We start from the raw sequence: 17,432 nt of genomic DNA on the forward strand, positions 1-17,432 counted from the left end.
CAGAGGCTGCCGACGCTTGTACTACTGCGGTGCGTTGCCGGCAGCGGCGCGATCGTAGTTCGATCCAGCGCGCGGCCGACGGGGGCCCCCTAGAACCCGTGGCGGGTCGCGACAGGGCTTGATGGCGATGGCGGACGGGCCGGTGTCAGGCCGGCAGCCGCATCGGCATCTTCTTGTGGCATTGCGGGTAGCCGGTGCAGCCCCAGAACGGGCTGCCGTCGGTGCGGCGGGCGCGTTCGGTCATCTTCTTGCCGCAGCTCACGCAGGTCGGGCGCCAGTAGTCGTTTTCGAGCGCGAGGGTCAGCAGCAGTTGCTGCTCTTCGGGCGTGCGCTGGGTGATCAGCGCGAGCAGGCGTTCGCTGTCCAGCAGGTTGATGCGGTGCTCGCGGGCGAAGGCTTCGGCTTCGGGGGTGAAGCCTGAGGTGGTGGCGAACTGGCCGCGGCGCACGTCGCGGGCGGCCATGGTGCCGCTCAGCGCCTGCAGCCGGTCCACGCCAACGCGCCGGCCGTGCCAGTGCTTGCACTGCACCACGCTGACCGGGCGGCCGGGCTGGTGACGCGAGTACAGCCAGAGGTCCACGCCGTCGTCGTCGGCATGGGACTTGGACCGGGTCTCGAAACCGGCCTGCTGGAACAAGGCCTCGACCACGGCTTCGAAACGCCGCCATTCAATGGCCTCGAAGACGGCCACGCTCCAGGCAGTCGGCCGTTCGGGCACCAGGCTGGCGGTGGCGGGCAAGGTGCCGGCGACGCGGCGCGGGCTCAGCTGGTTGCGGGTGGAAACGCTGCCTGGCGTACGCGCAGGCGCGGGAGGGCGGGCCTGCTTGGGCGGCAAGACGGAAGCCGGGGCGGGTGGCAGGGTGGACGGCGGTTCCGCGTGCCGGCTCTCCACGCCGATGCCGGGGCCGGCTTCCTCGAACAGCGAAGGTTCGACCCGGTCGCCCTCGCCGCGTTTGCGCGAGCGGCGGGGCGCGCCGTCGCCCATGCGCTGGCCGTCCCATGGGCTGACGCTGGCGCGGTGCTGGTAGCGCAGCCACAGGAAGCCCGCAACGCCCAGCGCGAGCAGCCCCCAGCCGACGGGCGCTGCGCTGGCGAAGGTCGGTGCGTAGGCTGTCTTGCCCAGCAGCAGCGGCAGCAGCGTGAACAGCAGGCCCAGGCCGGCGACGACGATGGCGGTGTCCTGCTGCCGCCTGGCGCTTCTTGCCTGTTGTCGTTTCGACGAATGCTTGCTGGCCACTGGCTTGTCCTACTGCTGCTGCGCTTGCGTGTGCGCAGCCATGATAGGGGCAGCCACTGGCCGCTGGCAGCCCCCAAAGGACGGGCCAGCGACCGCCGGACCCCGCGGCCCGACCAGTCGTTCAGAAGATTTCGGGCACGATCATCTCGTCCGGCACCGGGTTGCGCGAGTAGTCCGCATGGCGAACACGCGCGGGCAATTCGACCGGCGGGTGCGGCACCTCGCTGTAGTCGAATTGCGACAGCAGGTGGGTCATGCAGTTCAGTCTGGCCTTCTTCTTGTCCACCGCCTGCACGATCCACCAGGGCGACTCGGGGATGTGGGTGCGCTCCAGCATGACTTCCTTGGCCCGCGTGTAGGCCTCCCAGCGGCGGCGCGACTCCAGGTCCATCGGGCTCAGCTTCCACTGCTTGAGCGGGTCGTGCATGCGGCCCAGGAAGCGCAGGTGCTGCTCGTCGTCGGTGATCGAGAACCAGTACTTGATCAGCTTGATGCCCGAGCGCATCAGCATGCGCTCGAATTCGGGTGCCGAGCGGAAGAACTCTTCGTACTCGTCGTCGCTGCAAAAGCCCATCACCCGCTCGACGCCGGCGCGGTTGTACCAGCTGCGGTCGAACAGCACCATTTCGCCGGCGGCCGGCAGGTGGGCGGCATAGCGCTGGAAGTACCACTGGGTGCGCTCGCGGTCGTTGGGCGCCGGCAGGGCGACCACGCGGCAGACGCGCGGATTCAGCCGCTGCGTGATGCGCTTGATCACGCCGCCCTTGCCAGCGGCGTCGCGGCCTTCGAACAGGATCACGACCTTCTGGCCGGTGCTGGCGACCCAGTCCTGCAGCTTGACCAGCTCGCCCTGCAGCTGGAACAGGGTGCGGAAGTACTGGCGGCGTTCGTCGCGGCTGGCGTCGGTGTCGGCGGGGCGGGTGCCGTCGACGTCCAGGCTGGTGAAGCTGTCTTCGGATTCGAGCTCGAAGGCTTCGTCCAGGCTGTCCAGCATGTCGGCTTCGATGCGGCGAATCAGCTCGCCATGGTCGGATAAAGGCAGGGCCATGGGCGCTCCGTGGGTAGGATGGGGACGGCCTGGCATGCTCGGCTGCATGCGTGTCGGCACTGTGACAGGCGGCCGGGCCGTCGCGCCAGTGTGACAGCCCGGTCCGCTCGGGCACCGGCCTCGCATCGGACCGGCACCATGCGAGGCCGCCAGCGCTGCTTTTACCGATCCCAGGATTCCCGATGAACCCTCGTTACGGACCCGACGAAAAAGGCCTGATCTGCGGCTATTTGTTCGCACCTGGCCAGCCCGGCCAGCCCATCGGGCCGGACCAGGCGCTGGTCTGGCTGACCGGCAGCGACCAGGCCAGCCGCGGCGAATTCGTCTGGCTGCACTTCAGCCTGGCCGACGCGGCGGCCGAGCCCTGGCTGCGCGAGAACCTGGACCTGCGCGACGAGTTTTTCGAGGCGCTGCACCAGGGCTCGCGTTCCACGCGGCTGGAAGACGTGCAGGACCAGCTGCTGGCCGTCATCAACGACGTGGCCTACGAATTTTCGTTCGACCCTTCTCAGATCGCCACGCTGTGGCTCAACGTCGACCGCCGGCTGCTGGTCAGCGCCCGGCTGCATCCGCTGCGCTCGATCGACCGGCTGCGCCAGGCCGTGCGCCAGGGCGAGCAGTTCGCGTCGCCCGTCGCCTTGCTGACGCATTTGCTGAACGACCAGGCCGACGTGCTGGCGCGCATCGTGCGCGACGCAGCGGTCAAGGTCGACGACATCGAGGACGGTCTGCTGCACGACCGCGTGCGCCACACCCGGCGCGAGCTGGGCCAGTTGCGCCGGGTGCTGGTGCGGCTGCAGCGCCTTCTGGCACCCGAGCCGGCGGCGCTGTTCCGCCTGCTGCGCCAGCCTCCGCGCTGGATCGCGCAGGACGACCTGGAGGAACTGCGCCAGTCGACGGAGGAGTTCTCGCTGGTGATCCGCGACGCGGCGGCGCTGCAGGAGCGCATCAAGCTTCTGCAGGAAGAAATGGCAGCGCTGGTCGACGAGCGCACCAGCCAGACGCTGTTCACGCTGACCATGGTCACGGTGCTGGCGCTGCCGATCAACATCACCACCGGCTTCTTCGGCATGAATGTTGGCGGCATGCCGCTGTCCGACAGCCCGCACGGCTTTGCGATCACGGTCACCGTGGTCACGGTCTGCACGCTGATCGCCGCGTGGATTGCGTTTCGGCGCAAGGATTGAGGTGCCTCATCAGGAGGCTTCGACAGGCTCAGCCCGAACGGGAGTTTGTGCTCGGGCTGAGCCCACACGCCGTTCGCCGTGAGCCCACGCTCCGTTCGCCCTGAGCTTGTCGAAGGGTCCATGACCCGTGCCAAAACCCTTCCGTTCGCCCTGAGCCTGTCGAAGGGCTTCGTGATCAATGCTCAGTTCATCCGAACTTCAGCATCCTTGCCCAGCTTCGGCTGCTCGCCAGTCACGGCCGCCTTGGCCATCTTGTAGAGCTGCACGATCTTGCTGTCGTCCACGTCCCAGTAGTGGGCATGCGAGATGCGCACTTCGATCAGGGCCACGTCCGGGTCGTCCACGCCGCCCTTGAAGTAGGCGTCGTTCAGCTTGGACCACAGTTCGCGCTTCTTGGCCTCGTCGGTGCTCACGCTGGCAACGCCGGAGACCGAGACGTAGCTGTCGTCGCTCGGGTTGGCATAGCCGATGTTGACCTGGGGATCGGCCAGCAGATCGCTGACCGAGTCGCCACTGCGCGACATGAAGAACCACAGCCGGTCGTCCTCGTCGATCTTCTTGTTCTGCGTGGTCATCGGCCGGCTATGCAGGTGGCCGTTGGCATGGCGGGTGGTGAACAGGCCGAACTTGGTGCCCTTGATCAGCGACCAGAGTTTTTCGCGCGGATGAGTGTCGGTGGTCATGGTTTTGCGTCCCTTGGCTTGGGCGCGCCCGGTGCGGGCACGCAAGACCGTCAGGGTGCCGTGCAAGGCTGGCCACGCGTATCGGTTCAGCAGCCTATGGCGCGTAGGCGCAGGCCTGCATGCCAGGCAGTTTGCCTTGCCGCGTGCTGCCTGCCCGGACGATGCCCGCAAGGCGCAAAGTGCGAGCGAGGGCCTGTTAACGCTACGGCAACGCGCCCCCAGGCCCTAGCGATAGTCGTGTTCGTGCTGGTCCTTGGCCGCGAGCAGCAGCACATCGAACTCGCGCACCGCGAACAGCACGACGCAGCCGCCGTGCCCGAACGGGATGATCAGTTCGCGGAATTCCCGGTGTTCGTCTGAGCGGCGACAGGTGTGCGGCGAGAACGCGAGGATGCCCATGGCCTGCTCCACCGCATCCCGGAATCGGAACAGGCACATTTCGTCAGGTGTGTGGCTGGCCAACTCTCGCAGGATGATGTGTTCTTCCAGGCGCTCGATGTCCTGCTGGAACGTGAGGCTTGGAACGAGCCGGTAGCGACCATTCACTCGGCGGCCTGTTGGTTTCTGGCCACCACTGCTTCACGGATGCGCTTCTGCGCCGCCTCGGCGCGCTGCTTCATGCCCGCGAGGAAGTCCTCAGCGCTAATCAGTTCTTCACCCTGGTCGGCCCGACGCAAGGCCCGCTTCGCGCGCGCGGCGGAAGCCTGCAACTCCGCGCGGAATTCGACCTCACGGCAGACCGCGTTCTCGATGAATTGGGTCAGCGTCTCGCCTTCTCGTAGCACAGCTTCCAGGCTGGCCTTGGTCTCGGGCTCGACTCGGATGGGGGGCAACGTGGCGGAGCGGCTCATAGACCAACTGTATAGCAGTTGATATACAGAAGCAATTTCAGCGGGCTGGGATCCCGAACAAAGCGGTACCGCAAATTCATACCTGCCCAGCTACTTGCCGGTCGGCTCGTTGTTGCCGAGTGCTCCGGCCCCACGGTTTCTGGATTGTCTTGTTGGCACTGAAGTGCTGCGATGTGTCAGCACTTGCTTGATGTAGAAATGGAAGACCCTAAAGCCCCTCTAAAGCCCCTCTTGCAAGCAAGAGGACTGCAGGATGGCATCGCCCGGCGAGCCAAGCCAGGCCAAACAGCCAAGACGAGGCTGAACCAGCGCAACCGGACCATCAACAAGACCCGGGCGCGGGTTGAGCACATCTTCGCCGGCCTGGCACAGCAAGGCGGCAAGTGCGTGCGGGCGATGACCCTGGCGCGCAACGCGCTGGCGATCACGATGCAATGCGGGGCGTACAACGCGCGCAGGCTGGTGTGGCTGTCAAGAGCGGAAGTCCGTCTGCACGGCCTGCTTGAGGGCTGAAATGCCCGTCGCGGGGCATGGCGACGGGTGGAAACGGGCTGCTGATGCCCGACAGTCGGTGTAACTGACTCGCCTCAGCCCGGACTCGGCAACTCCCGCGACTGCGCGAAGGGTTTCAGGAAGTGCCCAACAGCCTGCTAGACTCAATGCCACTCATAGTCCATCTTATTCAGCCCATGCTGGTACCTCGCTGGCTGGGGACTTACGATCATTAATTCTAAATCAGGGCATTCCAATGTTCATTCGAAAACTCTTCACCGGCCTTACCCTGGCCGTCACGTATGTCGGATCGGCATTTGCCGCTGCCTCGGTTATCGCGCCTCCACCTACTGGGCTCTATCTGTCCCCCATCGTTTACGACGGAACCTTGTATGGCCCCACCGATCCGTCAGCAGGCTGGAACGCCGGCCAATTCGGCAGCTGGGCGAATGCCAACCTCCCAGCGTTCTCCGGTGGGGTCAGCGGTAACGCGGCACAGCGCGTCGAGTACCGGGACACCTACTGGGTCATGGCCCAGAATGGTAGCGGACTCCCGTGCTACCCGGCCGCTAAGTCAGAGTTCGACGGATTCTTCGGTGTGAACCTCAAATCGGCCTACTACAACTCGGTGTATCCAGGGTATCCGCAGGTGGGGACGAGCAGCCCCCCACTGTCCCAGATCACCAAGTTGAACCACACGCTGGGTGTCAAGTGGAAGTACTACCAAACCTACGACACCACCTGCTCGGTCACGCGAGGCCAACTCATCACTTCGCTGACCCTGAAGAACATCGTGGACAACACGACGCTGTTCTACCAGGTCGTACTGGGTAAGTTCGATGGGACCCCGGCTGGTAGCGGGTACTTTTTCTCCGATGGGCCGGCGACATGGGGGTTTGCAGACGCAGCGACATATTTCGGTCAGGAGCCGTTCGTCTTCAATACTCACAAGGTATTTTCCTTCAACTTCGCTGCTCGCCTGAAGCAGATCCTCCGGCTTTGTAAGACGACGAATTCCGATGGAACCTGCGCTGTCTACCATTTTCCAGACCGAGACCCGGCGCATTGGATTGTGAATAACCACTACCACGGACAGGTTCTGTGGGGGCATATCAACGCGACTACTGAGTTCGACAACTTCAGCCTGACCTACGAGTAACTGCAGTCGCCGGACACTGACGACCAATCCGCACACTTGGGGAATCAAAGCGGAGCCCGTTTTCCGGGACGAAAAACAGATGCCTTGGAGCTTACAAAGCGCCGGGGCCGCCCTGTTTCGCGGCTGGAGGCTTGATCGGAAGCGACGGAATGTCTTAAATGCCCGCCGGCCAAGCCAGTTGCCAGTCGGCTCGCTGGGCAACCGCTTCAACCAACCGCGCATTCGGCTCATCATTGCCCAGCGCCCAGGCCCGTGCATCTTCAGCGCTGCGCCCATGGCGCTGGTGGCGGGCAATCAATTGCGCCAGCCGCTGTTCCTGTGGCACGGCGATGTGCCAGCACTCGTCCAGCAGCGGGCGCACGCCGGCCCAATGGCCGCTGTCCAGCAGCAGGTAGTTGCCTTCGACGATGAGCAGTGGCAACTCGGGTGGCACGGCGAGTGCGCCGGCAATGGGTTCTTCGATCTCGCGGCGGAATTCGGGCGCATAGACGGTTTCGCCGGCGGCCGGCGTGCGCAGGCGCTGCAGCAGCGAGACAAAACCTGCCGCGTCGAAGGTGTCCGGCGCGCCTTTGCGGCTGGCGCGGCCCAGGCGTTCCAGCTCGGCTTGGGCGAGGTGGAAACCGTCCATCGGCACGACCTGGGCTTGGTCGCCCAGTTCGGCGAGCAGCAGCGCGGCGACGGTGGACTTGCCGGCGCCCGGTGGGCCGGCCAGGCCCAACAGTTGCCGGCCGCCGCGGGCCAGCAGGGCACGGGCGCGTTGCAGGGCTTCGGCCGGGAGCTGCATGGTCAGCTCACCTCGTTGCGACGCGGCAGGTCGGCGCCGCGGCGTGAGCAGGTGATGGCCGCCGCGCGGGTGGCCAGTGCGAGGATGCGGGCGGTCTGCTCGGTGCTCAGGCCGCGCACGCCGTCTGGCGTCAGCAGGCCCATCTCGTTCAGCGCGGTCAGCAGCATGGCCTGGAAGGTGTCGCCAGCGCCCACGGTGTCGATCACGTCGACCTTCACCGGCGCGGCCTTCACATGGCCGGCGGCGGACCAGGCCTCGGCCCCCTCGCCGCCGCGGGTGATGACGACCAGCGCAGCGCCGGCCTGGAGCCAGCCTGCTGCCAACTCGGCCAGCGGCACGCCTGGGTAGAGCAGGCCCAGGTCCTCGTCGCTGACCTTCAGCAGATGCGTGCGCGGCACCATCCAGTCCAGCACCTCGCGCCAGCGCGCCAGATCCGGCTCGACATTGGCGCGCACGTTCGGGTCATAGGCAATGACGCTGCGCAGGTGTTCGCGCTCGACCAGCGCACGTTGCGTGCTGCCGGTGGGCTCGATGACCATTGCGTACGAGCCGAAGTGGTAGGCCTGGGCGGCGGGCTGCGCGGCGGCCACGCTGTCCAGCGCAGACAGTGGCAGCTGGTACTCGGCGGCGCCGTGGGAATAAAACGCGTAGTCCGGCACGCCGCTGGGGCGCACGCCGACCAGGCTCAGCGTGGTCGGCGCATCGGTGCGCTGCACGAGGCTGGTGTCCACGCTTTCAGCTTCCATCGCGGCCATCAGCCGCTCGCCGAGGAAGCCGCGCGAGATGCCGCCGAAAAAGCGCACCGGCTGGGCCAGCCGCGCGAGACCGATGGCGACGTTCAGCGGCGAGCCGCCAATGCGCGCGTCCAGCGTGTGACCGGTGGCGGTGCTGCCGAGGTCGAACACGTCCATCAGCGCTTCTCCGCTGACCACGATCATGGAAATCTTCCTTTGCTTGCTGGCCCGCGGGCCGGGTTGGGAACGAGGCGAATTGTGAAGACAGCCCGCGGGCCCGACACGGGGCACACGGGCCAACGATGACGGGGAAAACGCGGTGACCGCTGGCGGCGACCAGGCGTAGAACGGACAGCGCGACGGGACCGCCATGCCCGGGGCTCGGGGTCGGCCGGCGTGCCGCTGACGCGCCGGCACGGCAGGTCCGCAGCATGCCGCTCGCGTCGCGGCGGGATGCTAGTGGTTTTCCATTAATCAATCTACTTGATTTATTTATCGACTGTTTCCAGAATCCGCTCCACAACAAGCCGCGCCGCCATTCGGCGTTTTTGCCCCAGGAGACCCATCCCGATGTCCTGCTTCCGCTCCGCTCCCCTGACCACGCTGGCCGTTGCCGCCTGGCTGTCGCTGGCTGCCTCGCCTTCGCTGGCCGAAGACGCGCCGGTGATCGGCCTGATCACCAAGACCGAGACCAACCCGTTTTTCGTCAAGATGAAGGAAGGCGCGGCCGAAGCCGCCAAGGCCAAGGGCGCGAAGCTGCTGACCGGTGCCGGCAAGGCCGATGGCGACAACGCCGGCCAGGTCACCGCCATGGAGAACATGGTGGCCGCTGGCGCCAAGACGATCCTGATCGTGCCCAGCGACAGCAAGGCCATCGTGCCGTCCATCAAGAAGGCGCGCGACAAGGGCGTGCTGGTGATCGCGCTGGACAGCCCCACGGATCCGTCCGACGCCGTGGACGCGCTGTTCGCCACCAACAACTACCGGGCTGGCGAGCTGATCGGGCAATACGCCAAGGCCGCGCTGGCCGGCAAGCCGCCGGTGGTCGTCACCCTCGACCTGTTTCCCGGCCACCCGGTGGGGGCGCAACGCCACAACGGCTTCATGAAGGGCCTGGGCCTGGCGGCGCCGGAGGCCAAGAGCAACGAACTGGGCAAGGGCCCGGAAATCGTCTGCATGGCCGACAGTTATGGCGACCAGGCCAAGGGCCAGACCGCCATGGAGAACTGCCTGCAGAAGGCGCCCGGCGTGAACCTGGTCTACACCATCAACGAGCCCGCCGCGGCCGGTGCCTACAACGCGCTGAAGAAGGCCGGCAAGGAGAAGGGCGTGATCATCGTCTCGGTGGATGGCGGCTGCCAGGGCGTCAAGGACGTGGGCGCTGGCAAGATCGCCGCGACCAGCCAGCAGTACCCGCTGACCATGGCGTCCATGGGTGTCGAAGCCGGGGTGGACTTCGCCAAGACCGGCAAGAAGCCCAGCGGCTACACCGACACCGGGGTGGTCCTGATCGCGGCCAGTCCGCAAGCGGGCGTCAAGAGCATGGCGGTCGACAAGGGCCTGGAGCTCTGCTGGGGCAAGAAGTGAAGATGGCGCCCCCTGACCTGCCGCTTCGCGGCAGGCCCCCCGAGGGGGTCAAGAAAGCTTGGGAGCGGCCCTGCGCTTCCTTGAGATCGCGCCGCTGCGCGCAGGAGACCCCGCGATGAAACCCAACCCGACCGCCGCCGCAGCGGCGCCCGCCAATTCACCTGCCACCGGACCGACCCTGGTCACGACAGCCCCGGCCGCACCGGCAGGCACCATCGGCAGCCATCTGCCGCCCGGGCTGAACCTGGCCTCGCTGGGGCCGTTCATCGCGTTGCTGATCGCCTGCGTGTTCTTCGCCACGCAAAGCCCCATCTTCCTGACCGCCGGCAACTTCTCGCTGATCCTGCAGCAGGTCGCCGTGGTCGGCGTGATCGCCATCGGCCAGACGCTGGTGATCCTCACGGCCGGCATTGATCTGTCCTGCGGCATGGTGATGGCGCTGGGCGGCATCGTGATGAGCAAGCTGGCGGTGGACGCCGGCCTGCCGGCACCGCTGGCGCTGCTGGCCGGGCTGGTGGTGACCACGCTGTTCGGCCTGGTCAACGGGCTGCTGGTCACGCGGGTCAAGCTGCCTTCGTTCATCGTCACGCTGGGCACGATGAACATCGCGTTTGCGATCACGCAGCTGTATTCCAGCTCGCAGACCATCACCGACGTGCCGCCGCTGATGACGGCGCTGGGCAACACCTTTGCCATCGGCGGCACCGAGTTCGCGTGGGGCACGTTGCTGATGCTCGCGCTCTATGGCGTGGCCTGGTTCGTGTTGCGCGAGACGGCCGCCGGCCGGCATGTCTATGCCGTGGGCAACAACCCCGAGGCGACGCGCCTGGTCGGCATTCCGACCCAGCGCGTGCTGCTGGTGGTCTACGTGACGGCCGGCTTCTGCTATGGCCTGGCCTCGCTGCTCAGCGTGGCGCGCACGGGCGTGGGCGACCCGAATGCCGGCCAGACCGAGAACCTGGACGCCATCACCGCGGTGGTGCTGGGCGGCACCAGCCTGTTCGGCGGGCGCGGCGTGGTCATCGGCTCGCTGATCGGCGCGCTGGTGGTCGGCGTGTTCCGCAACGGGCTGACGCTGATGGGCGTGTCGTCCATCTACCAGGTGCTGGTCACCGGTGTGTTGGTGATCCTTGCGGTCGCTGCCGATCAACTTTCCCGCCGAGGCGCACGCTGATGTCCACGTTTTCGACCCCGACCAATTCGCACATCGCGCCCACGTCCAAAGCCAAGATCGTGATGCAGGCCACCGGCCTGGTGAAGCGCTATGGCCAGGTCACGGCACTGGACGGTGCCGACTTCGAGCTGCGTGCCGGCGAGATCCTCGCGGTGATCGGCGACAACGGCGCCGGCAAGTCCTCGCTGATCAAGGCGCTCTCCGGCGCCACGTTGCCGGACTCGGGCGAGATCCTGCTGGACGGCCAGCGCACGGTGTTCAAGAGCCCCATCGACGCACGCCGTGCCGGCATCGAGACGGTCTACCAGGACCTCGCGGTGGCGCCGGCGATGACGATTGCCGAGAACCTGTTCCTTGGCCGTGAGCTGCGCCGGCCTGGCCTGCCAGGCACGCTGCTGCGCATGCTGGACAAGCGCCGCATGCTGGCTGAGAGCGCGGCGCGGCTGGCGGAACTGAAGGTCGGCATCCGCTCGATGTCGCAGGCGCTGGAGACGCTTTCGGGCGGGCAGCGCCAGTGCGTGGCAGTGGCGCGTGCGGCGGCCTTTGCGCAGCACGTGGTCATCATGGACGAGCCGACCGCGGCGCTGGGCGTCAAGGAAGGCAACATGGTGCTGGAGCTGATCCGCCGCGTGCGCGACAAGGGCCTGCCGGTGGTGCTGATCTCGCACAACATGCCACACGTCTTCGAGGTGGCCGACCGCATTCATGTGGCGCGGCTGGGCAAGCGAGCGGCGGTGCTGAATCCGAAGAAAATCAGCATGAGCGACACTGTGGCGGTGATGACAGGCGCGCTGCGGCCGGATCAATTGCCCGCCGAAATGCTGGCAGCTTGAGTTCTGTTTTCCCCTTTTGTCTCGCCCCTGAAAGAGCCCCTTGCCTGCGTTGACCGCCGACCGCGAAAGCTTTGCTGAAGCCGATGCCGAAGCCGCGACGGCACGTGGCGGGGACACCCGCCTGTCCACCCGCGGCTCCAACCAGGGCGGGCTGCGCCAGTACAACGAGCGCGTGGTGTTGCAGGCGGTGCGCTTGCATGGCGCGATGCCGGGCGCGGACCTGGCGCGGCTGACGGGGCTGACGGCGCAGACCGTTTCGCTGATCAGCAAGCGGCTGCTGGACGAGGGCTACCTCGTGAAGGGTGCGCCGGTGCGCGGCAAGGTCGGCCAGCCTTCGGTGCCGCTGTCGCTGAACCCGCAGGGCGCGTACGCGGTGGGCATCAAGGTCGGCCGGCGGCAGATGGACACGCTGCTGGTGGACTTCACCGGCGCGGTGCAGGCCCGCTGGTCCTGGAACTACGACTTCCCCGATCCCGACGAACTGCTGGCCGAGATCGGCCGCCGGCTGGCCGGCATCCGCCGCAAGCTGGGGCCGGGCGCGCGGGAGCGGGTTTGCGGCGTGGGCATTGCCGCGCCGCTGGCGCTCGGCGGCTGGCAAAGCCTGCTGGGCGTGGCGCCCGAGCTGGCTGCGCGCTGGGCCGGGCTGGACCTGCGCGAGGCCGTGGCCCAGCGCTGCGAATGGCCGGTGCTGGCGATGAAGGACACCGCGGCCGCCTGCGTGGCCGAACTGGTGGCCGGCCGCGGCCGCAGCCTGCACAGCTTTCTCTACGTGTTCGTCGATACCTTCATTGGCGGTGGCCTGGTGATTGACAGCCACTTGCGCACCGGCGCCACCGGCAATGCCGGCGCGGTCGGCTCGATGCCGCTGGGCCCGGCTGGCAGCGGGCCGCAGGGCGCGGCCGGTCAACTGCTCAGCGTGGCTTCATTGAACACCTTGCAGCAAGCCTGGTCTGCCGCGGGATTGATGACTGCGCTGGGCGAGCAGTCGCTGCAGGCGCCGTGGCGCAGCGTGACGGAAGCCTGGCTGGCGCAGGCGGCACCGGCGCTGGCGCATGCGATCCAGAGCGCAGCGTGTTTGCTGGACCTGGACGGCGTGATCATCGATGGCGTGTTTGACCGCGCGCTGCTGGCCGCGCTGATGCGCGCCACCGAAGCAGCGATGCGCGCCCACAGCTGGGAAGGCGTGACGCTGCCGCCGCTGTTCGAAGGCGGGGTGGGTGCCGATGCCGGCGCGCTGGGCGGCGCCCTGCTGCCGCTGCACGCCAACTTCGCGCCCGACCGCGAGCTGTTCCTGAAGGAATTGACGGCCTGAATCAGGCCCTGGCCGCGGCGACCGCGCTGACCGCAGCCCGCAGCCCGAGCAGGTAGCTCTCGGCACCAAACCCTGCGATCTGGCCCTTGGCGATCTCGGCGAACACCGAGTGGTGGCGGAAGGCTTCGCGGGCATGGATGTTGGACATGTGCACCTCGATGATGGGCGCCTTCAGGATCGCCAGCGCGTCGCGGATGCCGTAGCTGTAGTGCGTCCACGCGCCGGCGTTGATGACGACGGCGTCCACCGCGTCCCGGAAGGCCTGGTGGATGCGCTCGACCATCTCGCCTTCGTGATTGGTCTGGAAGCTGGTGACCTCGGCGCCAAGTTCGCTGCCCAGTGCCTGGAGCTTGGTGTCGATCTCGGCCAGGGTGGCGCGGCCGTACTGGGCCGGGTCGCGCTGGCCGAACATGTTCAGGTTGATGCCGTGCAGGACAAGGATGTTCATGGGCGCAAGCCTACACGCTGCCGAGGCCTCGGGGTCTTCCCTTGATCAGCGCAGGAATTGCCGGTTACGGCGAAGTTACATCATGCAACGGTCTTGCCACTCACCGACACGAAAACCATACTGCGCCGGCGACAAGCAACGCCCGCGGCAGCGCGCTGACGGGCGACAACAACAGGAGACATTCGGACATGGCAGGCAAGGGCGTTTGGGGGCTCTGGTGGGCCGGCGCGTGGGCGCTGGCAGCCAGCGCGGTGGCGAGCACGGCGGCAGCGGCAGACCTCACGGTGCTGCAGGTGGCGCCGCTCACGGGCGTGAGTGGCGGGCTGGGCTGGCACATGCAGGTTGGCGCGCAGGTCGCGTTCGACTCGGTGAACGCCGGGGGTGGCATCAACGGCCAGCGCCTGCGGCTGGTCTCGGTGGACGAGGACCCGGGCCACGTGGCGAACCAGGTGCGTGCGCTGACCGAAAAGGAGAACCCGGTGGCGATGCTGGGCATGGTGCGCAGCGCCACGCTGGACGAGCTGCTCAAGCGCAACCTGCTGCAGAGCCTGCAACTGCCGGTGATCGGCGTGGGCTCGGGCGCACTCGCGGTGCACCGCCAGCGCGACCCGCTGGTCTACCTGACCCGCGCCAGCCATGGCGACGAGCTGGACACCGTGTTCCGCCAGATGGAGACCATGCAGACCAACCGCGTGGCATTGCTGACCACCGACGACAAGGATGGGCTGGAGCTGCAGGAGCTGGCCAAGGAGCTGGCGGCCAAGCACGGCATCAAGCTGGTCGCCATGGCCACGCACCCGGCTGACACGGCGATGGTCGAAGAGGCGGTGCGGGCCGTGCAGAAGGTGCCGCACCAGGCGGTGGTGCTGGCGTCCAACACGGCGGCCGTGGCCTACTTCTGCAAGCTCTACCGGCAGGACAAGGGCAGCGGCCAGCTGGTGGCGCTGTCATCTGCCGAGGCCACGCAGCTGGCCCAGGTGGTGGGCAAGGAAGCGGCGCATGGCGTGATGATTTCGCAGGTCGTGCCCAACCCGCGCAATGCGCGCGTCGAGCTGATGCGCGAGTTCGAGGCGGCCTACCGCAAATACGGGCCGCAGGACATCGAGCCGACGCTGACGATGACCGAGGCCTACGTCAATGCCCGCGTGCTGATTGCCGCGCTGCAGCGCATGCCCGGCACGCCCACACGCGCCGCGCTGGCCAAAGTGCTGGCCGCGGGCGACGTGATGGACCTCAGCGGCTACCGCATCGCGCTGCACCCGGAGCAAGGCCCGCGCCGCAGCACCTCGGTCTCGATGATCGACCGGGACGGCCGTGTCGTGTACTGAAAACAGGTGACGGCACCCCCAGTCTGACCCCTTGGGGCGCCGAGACGTGGCGCTCATACTCGCCCCCTTGGGGCGCTGTGGCTTCAGAAGCATGGACGCTCCACTGTTTGCGCTGGTTGGCAACGGGAGGAGACCCATGCTGTACACGATTCGAACGCTGGCCTTGGTGGGCGCGGCCTGGCTGCTGTCGCCCGCGGCCTTCGCCGGCACTGCGCGGCTGGACTGTGGCGGCAATGGTGGCCGCTACGACGCGGTCTACAGCGCCGACCGGCTCTATGACGCCAGCAACGGGTCTGGTGCCATTGGCGGCACCGCCAGCACGCCCTCGCTGCTGTACTACGGGCAGGTGATCGAGAACACCGCTTATTCGCCGCTGGTCAACAGCGTGCGCGAAGGCGCCAGCGAATACCGCTTCGACGTGGCCAACGGCAGCTACCTGCTGACGATGCAGTTCGTCGAGCTGCTGCAGAACGGGCCCAACCTGCGCAAGTTCTCGGTGCTGGCCGAAGGCGTGCCGCTGCTGCAGGATTTCGACCTCTACGCCCGCTTCGGCCGCAACTACGCGGTGACCTACCAGTTCGCCGTCACCGTGGCCGACGGCCAGCTCAACGTCACCTTCCCGGCCAGCATCGGCCAGTCCACCATCGCGGCGATCTCGGTCCAGTCCACCAAGGCCGACACCCGCGCGCCGAAGACGCCGGCCTCGGTCGCCGCGCTGGGTGGCTACTACCGCAACATCGTCACCTGGCCCGATTCGACCGAGGCCGACCTGGCCGGCTACCTGGTGAGCCGCGCGGCCTCGTCCGGCGGCCCGTACACCACGCTCACCGCCCAGCCGGTGCCGAGCAGCCGCTACTTCGACGACGCGCTCGCGCCGTTCACCGCCGGCTTCTACAAGGTGGCCGCGGTGGACGTGTCCGGCAACCAGAGCGCCTGGTCCGCGCCCGTCTCGGCTGCGCCGCTGGACCGCACGCAGAGCATGCTGCCGGCCTTCCAGCTGACGATCCCGGCAGACCAGTACGCCATCCTGCAGGCCAACCCGGACTCGGACTACGTCACGGCCGACTTCGCCGGCGACAACCTGCTGTTCCCCGGCATTGGCGTGAAGTTCCGCGGCGCCACCAGCCTGAACAACCAGAAGAAGTCCTGGAAGGTCAACTTCAAGAAGGGCGTGCCCTTCCAGGGCCGCGACAAGCTGATCCTCAAGGCCTCGGGGCTGGACACCACGCAACTGGCCGAGTGCCTGTCTGCCGCGCAACTCGCCGGCGTGTCCACGCTGTTCTCCAGCTGCAGCTTTGCGCACCTGGACGTGAACGGCGAGTACCTGGGCCTGTTCAGCCACCTCGAAGACGTGGACGACGACTTCTTCAACGCCCGCGCCATCAACCCCAAGGGCCAGCTGCTGGAAGCGCAGGACGTGGTCGCGTCCAACTTCCGCGTGCTGGACGACTACTCGACCGCCTGGGACGACCACAGCGACAACGACGACGGCTACCCCGCGCTGGCCGCGCTGGTGCAGACGGTCAACGTGACCTCCGACGCCGACTTCCCGGCCGTCATCTCGTCTGTCATCAACGTCGACAGCTACCTGGACTACCTGGCCGCCATGCAGCTCACCGGCGACTGGGACCACGTGGGCCACAACTACTACATGTACCGCAGCCCGGACAGCCCGGTGTGGGAGCTCATTCCCAAGGACTTCGACCAGGCCTTCTACCAGACCACGCTGTCGCTGCTCAAGGGCGTGAAGACCACGCCGCGGCAATCGATCAACACCTACAACGTGCTGACCTCGCGGCTGCTCACCGTGCCGCTGTTCCGCCAGCAGTACGTCAACAAGATCGCCGAACTGCTGGCCACGCAGTTCACGCCGGCCATCCTGAACCCGCGCATCAACAGCCAGCACCAGGCCGTGCTGGAAGACACGCACCGCGACGTCTACAAGCGCTTCCGCGAAGACAACGCCGGCTTCGACGCCTCGCCCGCCGCGCTGCAGGATTTCGTGACCCAGCGCATTGCCTACATCAACGCCAACCTGGCCAGCATCTCGCCCAACCTGGCGCAGCCACTGCTGCTCAACGAAGTGCTGCCCGACAACCGCACCGGCATCGTCACCGCCGCCGGCAACCACAGCCCCTGGGTCGAGCTCTACAACCCCGGAAGCCAGGCCTACAGCCTGACCGGCCACTACCTCACCCACAACCCCGCCCAGCCCACGCTCTGGCCGTTCCCGGCCGGCACCAGCGTGCCGGCCCACGGCTACCTGCTGGTCTGGCTGGACAACCTGCCCGCCGCCGGTGAACTGCACGCCAGCTTCACCGCCAACCCCAAGGGCCAGGCGCTGGCGCTGTACGCGCCATCGGGCAGCAGCGTCACGCTGCTGGACACCATCGCCTGGCGCGCCCAGCCGGCCGACACGTCCTACGGCCGCCGCGCCAGCGGCTCGTCACTGTGGGGGCGGCAAACCCAGGCCACGCCGCTGGGGGCGAACAGCGGGCCGTGAGCCGGTTCGCCGTTTGCGCCCGGTCATGACGCCGGCCGCGTGGCCGGCGGAAGATGCAAAGGAATCAGGGCA

At 67.2% G+C, this 17,432-nt stretch carries 17 protein-coding genes; 9 read left to right on the forward strand and 8 right to left on the reverse strand.

Annotation, left to right across the window (positions count from 1 at the left end; all coding sequences use genetic code 11):
• Positions 1-145: 145 nt before the first annotated feature.
• Together AC3WR5_RS27055 and ppk2 are read right to left on the reverse strand one after the other, a co-directional pair.
• Positions 146-1,237: a restriction endonuclease gene (locus AC3WR5_RS27055; protein ID WP_492488542.1), complete on the reverse strand. Its 1,092-nt coding sequence runs from the start codon at positions 1,235-1,237 to the stop codon at positions 146-148.
• A gap of 121 nt (positions 1,238-1,358) precedes the next feature.
• On the reverse strand, positions 1,359-2,285 hold the full coding sequence (gene ppk2 / locus AC3WR5_RS27060; RefSeq protein ID WP_141291454.1) for a polyphosphate kinase 2: 927 nt from the start codon (positions 2,283-2,285) through the stop codon (positions 1,359-1,361).
• A 182-nt stretch (positions 2,286-2,467) separates the two neighbouring features.
• On the opposite strand from ppk2, the gene AC3WR5_RS27065 reads away from it, so the two are divergent.
• On the forward strand, positions 2,468-3,472 hold the full coding sequence (locus AC3WR5_RS27065) for a transporter (protein ID WP_231012521.1): 1,005 nt from the start codon (positions 2,468-2,470) through the stop codon (positions 3,470-3,472).
• A gap of 182 nt (positions 3,473-3,654) precedes the next feature.
• Here the strand turns inward: AC3WR5_RS27065 and AC3WR5_RS27070 are convergent, their stop codons facing one another.
• The 3 genes from AC3WR5_RS27070 to AC3WR5_RS27080 form a co-directional block, all read right to left on the reverse strand.
• On the reverse strand, positions 3,655-4,155 hold the full coding sequence (locus tag AC3WR5_RS27070) for a pyridoxamine 5'-phosphate oxidase family protein (protein ID WP_492488545.1): 501 nt from the start codon (positions 4,153-4,155) through the stop codon (positions 3,655-3,657).
• A 225-nt stretch (positions 4,156-4,380) separates the two neighbouring features.
• Positions 4,381-4,701, reverse strand: a complete 321-nt coding sequence (locus tag AC3WR5_RS27075) for a type II toxin-antitoxin system RelE/ParE family toxin (protein WP_492488547.1) — start codon at positions 4,699-4,701, stop codon at positions 4,381-4,383.
• Positions 4,698-5,006 carry a YlcI/YnfO family protein gene (locus AC3WR5_RS27080; protein WP_492488549.1) on the reverse strand — a complete coding sequence of 103 codons (309 nt, stop codon included), beginning with the start codon at positions 5,004-5,006 and terminating at the stop codon, positions 4,698-4,700. The genes AC3WR5_RS27075 and AC3WR5_RS27080 overlap by 4 nt, the downstream gene beginning before the upstream one ends.
• 198 nt (positions 5,007-5,204) lie before the next feature.
• Between AC3WR5_RS27080 and AC3WR5_RS27085 the strand changes: the two genes are divergently transcribed.
• Positions 5,205-5,519, forward strand: coding sequence for a transposase (locus AC3WR5_RS27085; RefSeq protein WP_492488551.1), 315 nt, complete (start codon positions 5,205-5,207; stop codon positions 5,517-5,519).
• Positions 5,520-5,754: 235 nt separating this feature from the next.
• The gene (locus AC3WR5_RS27090; RefSeq protein WP_492488553.1) at positions 5,755-6,657 is read left to right on the forward strand and encodes a hypothetical protein; all 903 of its coding nucleotides are present in this window, start codon (positions 5,755-5,757) and stop codon (positions 6,655-6,657) included.
• Positions 6,658-6,811: 154 nt separating this feature from the next.
• Here the strand turns inward: AC3WR5_RS27090 and AC3WR5_RS27095 are convergent, their stop codons facing one another.
• Both AC3WR5_RS27095 and AC3WR5_RS27100 read right to left on the reverse strand, forming a co-directional pair.
• Positions 6,812-7,447: a nucleoside/nucleotide kinase family protein gene (locus AC3WR5_RS27095; RefSeq protein WP_492488736.1), complete on the reverse strand. Its 636-nt coding sequence runs from the start codon at positions 7,445-7,447 to the stop codon at positions 6,812-6,814.
• Positions 7,444-8,379 (reverse strand): carbohydrate kinase family protein, encoded by a 936-nt coding sequence (locus tag AC3WR5_RS27100; protein WP_492488555.1) that lies wholly within the window; start codon positions 8,377-8,379, stop codon positions 7,444-7,446. The genes AC3WR5_RS27095 and AC3WR5_RS27100 overlap by 4 nt, the downstream gene beginning before the upstream one ends.
• 366 nt (positions 8,380-8,745) lie before the next feature.
• Here AC3WR5_RS27100 and AC3WR5_RS27105 point away from each other — a divergent pair, with 366 nt between their 5' ends.
• From AC3WR5_RS27105 to AC3WR5_RS27120, 4 genes are all read left to right on the forward strand, one after another.
• Complete coding sequence (locus AC3WR5_RS27105; RefSeq protein ID WP_492488557.1) at positions 8,746-9,762, forward strand: sugar ABC transporter substrate-binding protein; 1,017 nt, start codon at positions 8,746-8,748, stop codon at positions 9,760-9,762.
• 115 nt (positions 9,763-9,877) lie between these two features.
• Positions 9,878-10,936: an ABC transporter permease gene (locus AC3WR5_RS27110; protein ID WP_492488559.1), complete on the forward strand. Its 1,059-nt coding sequence runs from the start codon at positions 9,878-9,880 to the stop codon at positions 10,934-10,936.
• Complete coding sequence (locus tag AC3WR5_RS27115) at positions 10,936-11,769, forward strand: ATP-binding cassette domain-containing protein (protein WP_141290256.1); 834 nt, start codon at positions 10,936-10,938, stop codon at positions 11,767-11,769. Before AC3WR5_RS27110 ends, AC3WR5_RS27115 begins: the two co-directional genes overlap by 1 nt.
• Before the next feature lie 40 nt (positions 11,770-11,809).
• Positions 11,810-13,081 (forward strand): ROK family transcriptional regulator, encoded by a 1,272-nt coding sequence (locus tag AC3WR5_RS27120; protein WP_492488561.1) that lies wholly within the window; start codon positions 11,810-11,812, stop codon positions 13,079-13,081.
• Between the two features lies 1 nt (position 13,082).
• On the opposite strand, the gene aroQ is transcribed toward AC3WR5_RS27120, so the two are convergent.
• Positions 13,083-13,529 carry a type II 3-dehydroquinate dehydratase gene (gene aroQ, locus AC3WR5_RS27125; protein ID WP_492488563.1) on the reverse strand — a complete coding sequence of 149 codons (447 nt, stop codon included), beginning with the start codon at positions 13,527-13,529 and terminating at the stop codon, positions 13,083-13,085.
• A gap of 188 nt (positions 13,530-13,717) precedes the next feature.
• On the opposite strand from aroQ, the gene AC3WR5_RS27130 reads away from it, so the two are divergent.
• Positions 13,718-14,857 (forward strand): ABC transporter substrate-binding protein, encoded by a 1,140-nt coding sequence (locus AC3WR5_RS27130; protein WP_492488565.1) that lies wholly within the window; start codon positions 13,718-13,720, stop codon positions 14,855-14,857.
• Between the two features lie 136 nt (positions 14,858-14,993).
• Complete coding sequence (locus AC3WR5_RS27135; RefSeq protein ID WP_492488567.1) at positions 14,994-17,360, forward strand: CotH kinase family protein; 2,367 nt, start codon at positions 14,994-14,996, stop codon at positions 17,358-17,360.
• The last annotated feature ends 72 nt before the right edge of the window (positions 17,361-17,432 follow it).

It is taken from the genome of Ideonella sp. FW305-24, assembly GCF_058788035.1.

Coding starts and splice junctions, on each gene's coding strand:
- AC3WR5_RS27110 (WP_492488559.1), top strand. CDS start 9,878: ATGAAACCCAACCCGACCGCCGCCGCAGCGGCGCCCGCCAATTCACCT.
- aroQ (WP_492488563.1), bottom strand. CDS start 13,529: ATGAACATCCTTGTCCTGCACGGCATCAACCTGAACATGTTCGGCCAG.
- AC3WR5_RS27065 (WP_231012521.1), top strand. CDS start 2,468: ATGAACCCTCGTTACGGACCCGACGAAAAAGGCCTGATCTGCGGCTAT.
- AC3WR5_RS27130 (WP_492488565.1), top strand. CDS start 13,718: ATGGCAGGCAAGGGCGTTTGGGGGCTCTGGTGGGCCGGCGCGTGGGCG.
- ppk2 (WP_141291454.1), bottom strand. CDS start 2,285: ATGGCCCTGCCTTTATCCGACCATGGCGAGCTGATTCGCCGCATCGAA.
- AC3WR5_RS27115 (WP_141290256.1), top strand. CDS start 10,936: ATGTCCACGTTTTCGACCCCGACCAATTCGCACATCGCGCCCACGTCC.
- AC3WR5_RS27070 (WP_492488545.1), bottom strand. CDS start 4,155: ATGACCACCGACACTCATCCGCGCGAAAAACTCTGGTCGCTGATCAAG.
- AC3WR5_RS27080 (WP_492488549.1), bottom strand. CDS start 5,006: ATGAGCCGCTCCGCCACGTTGCCCCCCATCCGAGTCGAGCCCGAGACC.
- AC3WR5_RS27135 (WP_492488567.1), top strand. CDS start 14,994: ATGCTGTACACGATTCGAACGCTGGCCTTGGTGGGCGCGGCCTGGCTG.
- AC3WR5_RS27105 (WP_492488557.1), top strand. CDS start 8,746: ATGTCCTGCTTCCGCTCCGCTCCCCTGACCACGCTGGCCGTTGCCGCC.
- AC3WR5_RS27090 (WP_492488553.1), top strand. CDS start 5,755: ATGTTCATTCGAAAACTCTTCACCGGCCTTACCCTGGCCGTCACGTAT.
- AC3WR5_RS27085 (WP_492488551.1), top strand. CDS start 5,205: ATGGAAGACCCTAAAGCCCCTCTAAAGCCCCTCTTGCAAGCAAGAGGA.
- AC3WR5_RS27100 (WP_492488555.1), bottom strand. CDS start 8,379: ATGATCGTGGTCAGCGGAGAAGCGCTGATGGACGTGTTCGACCTCGGC.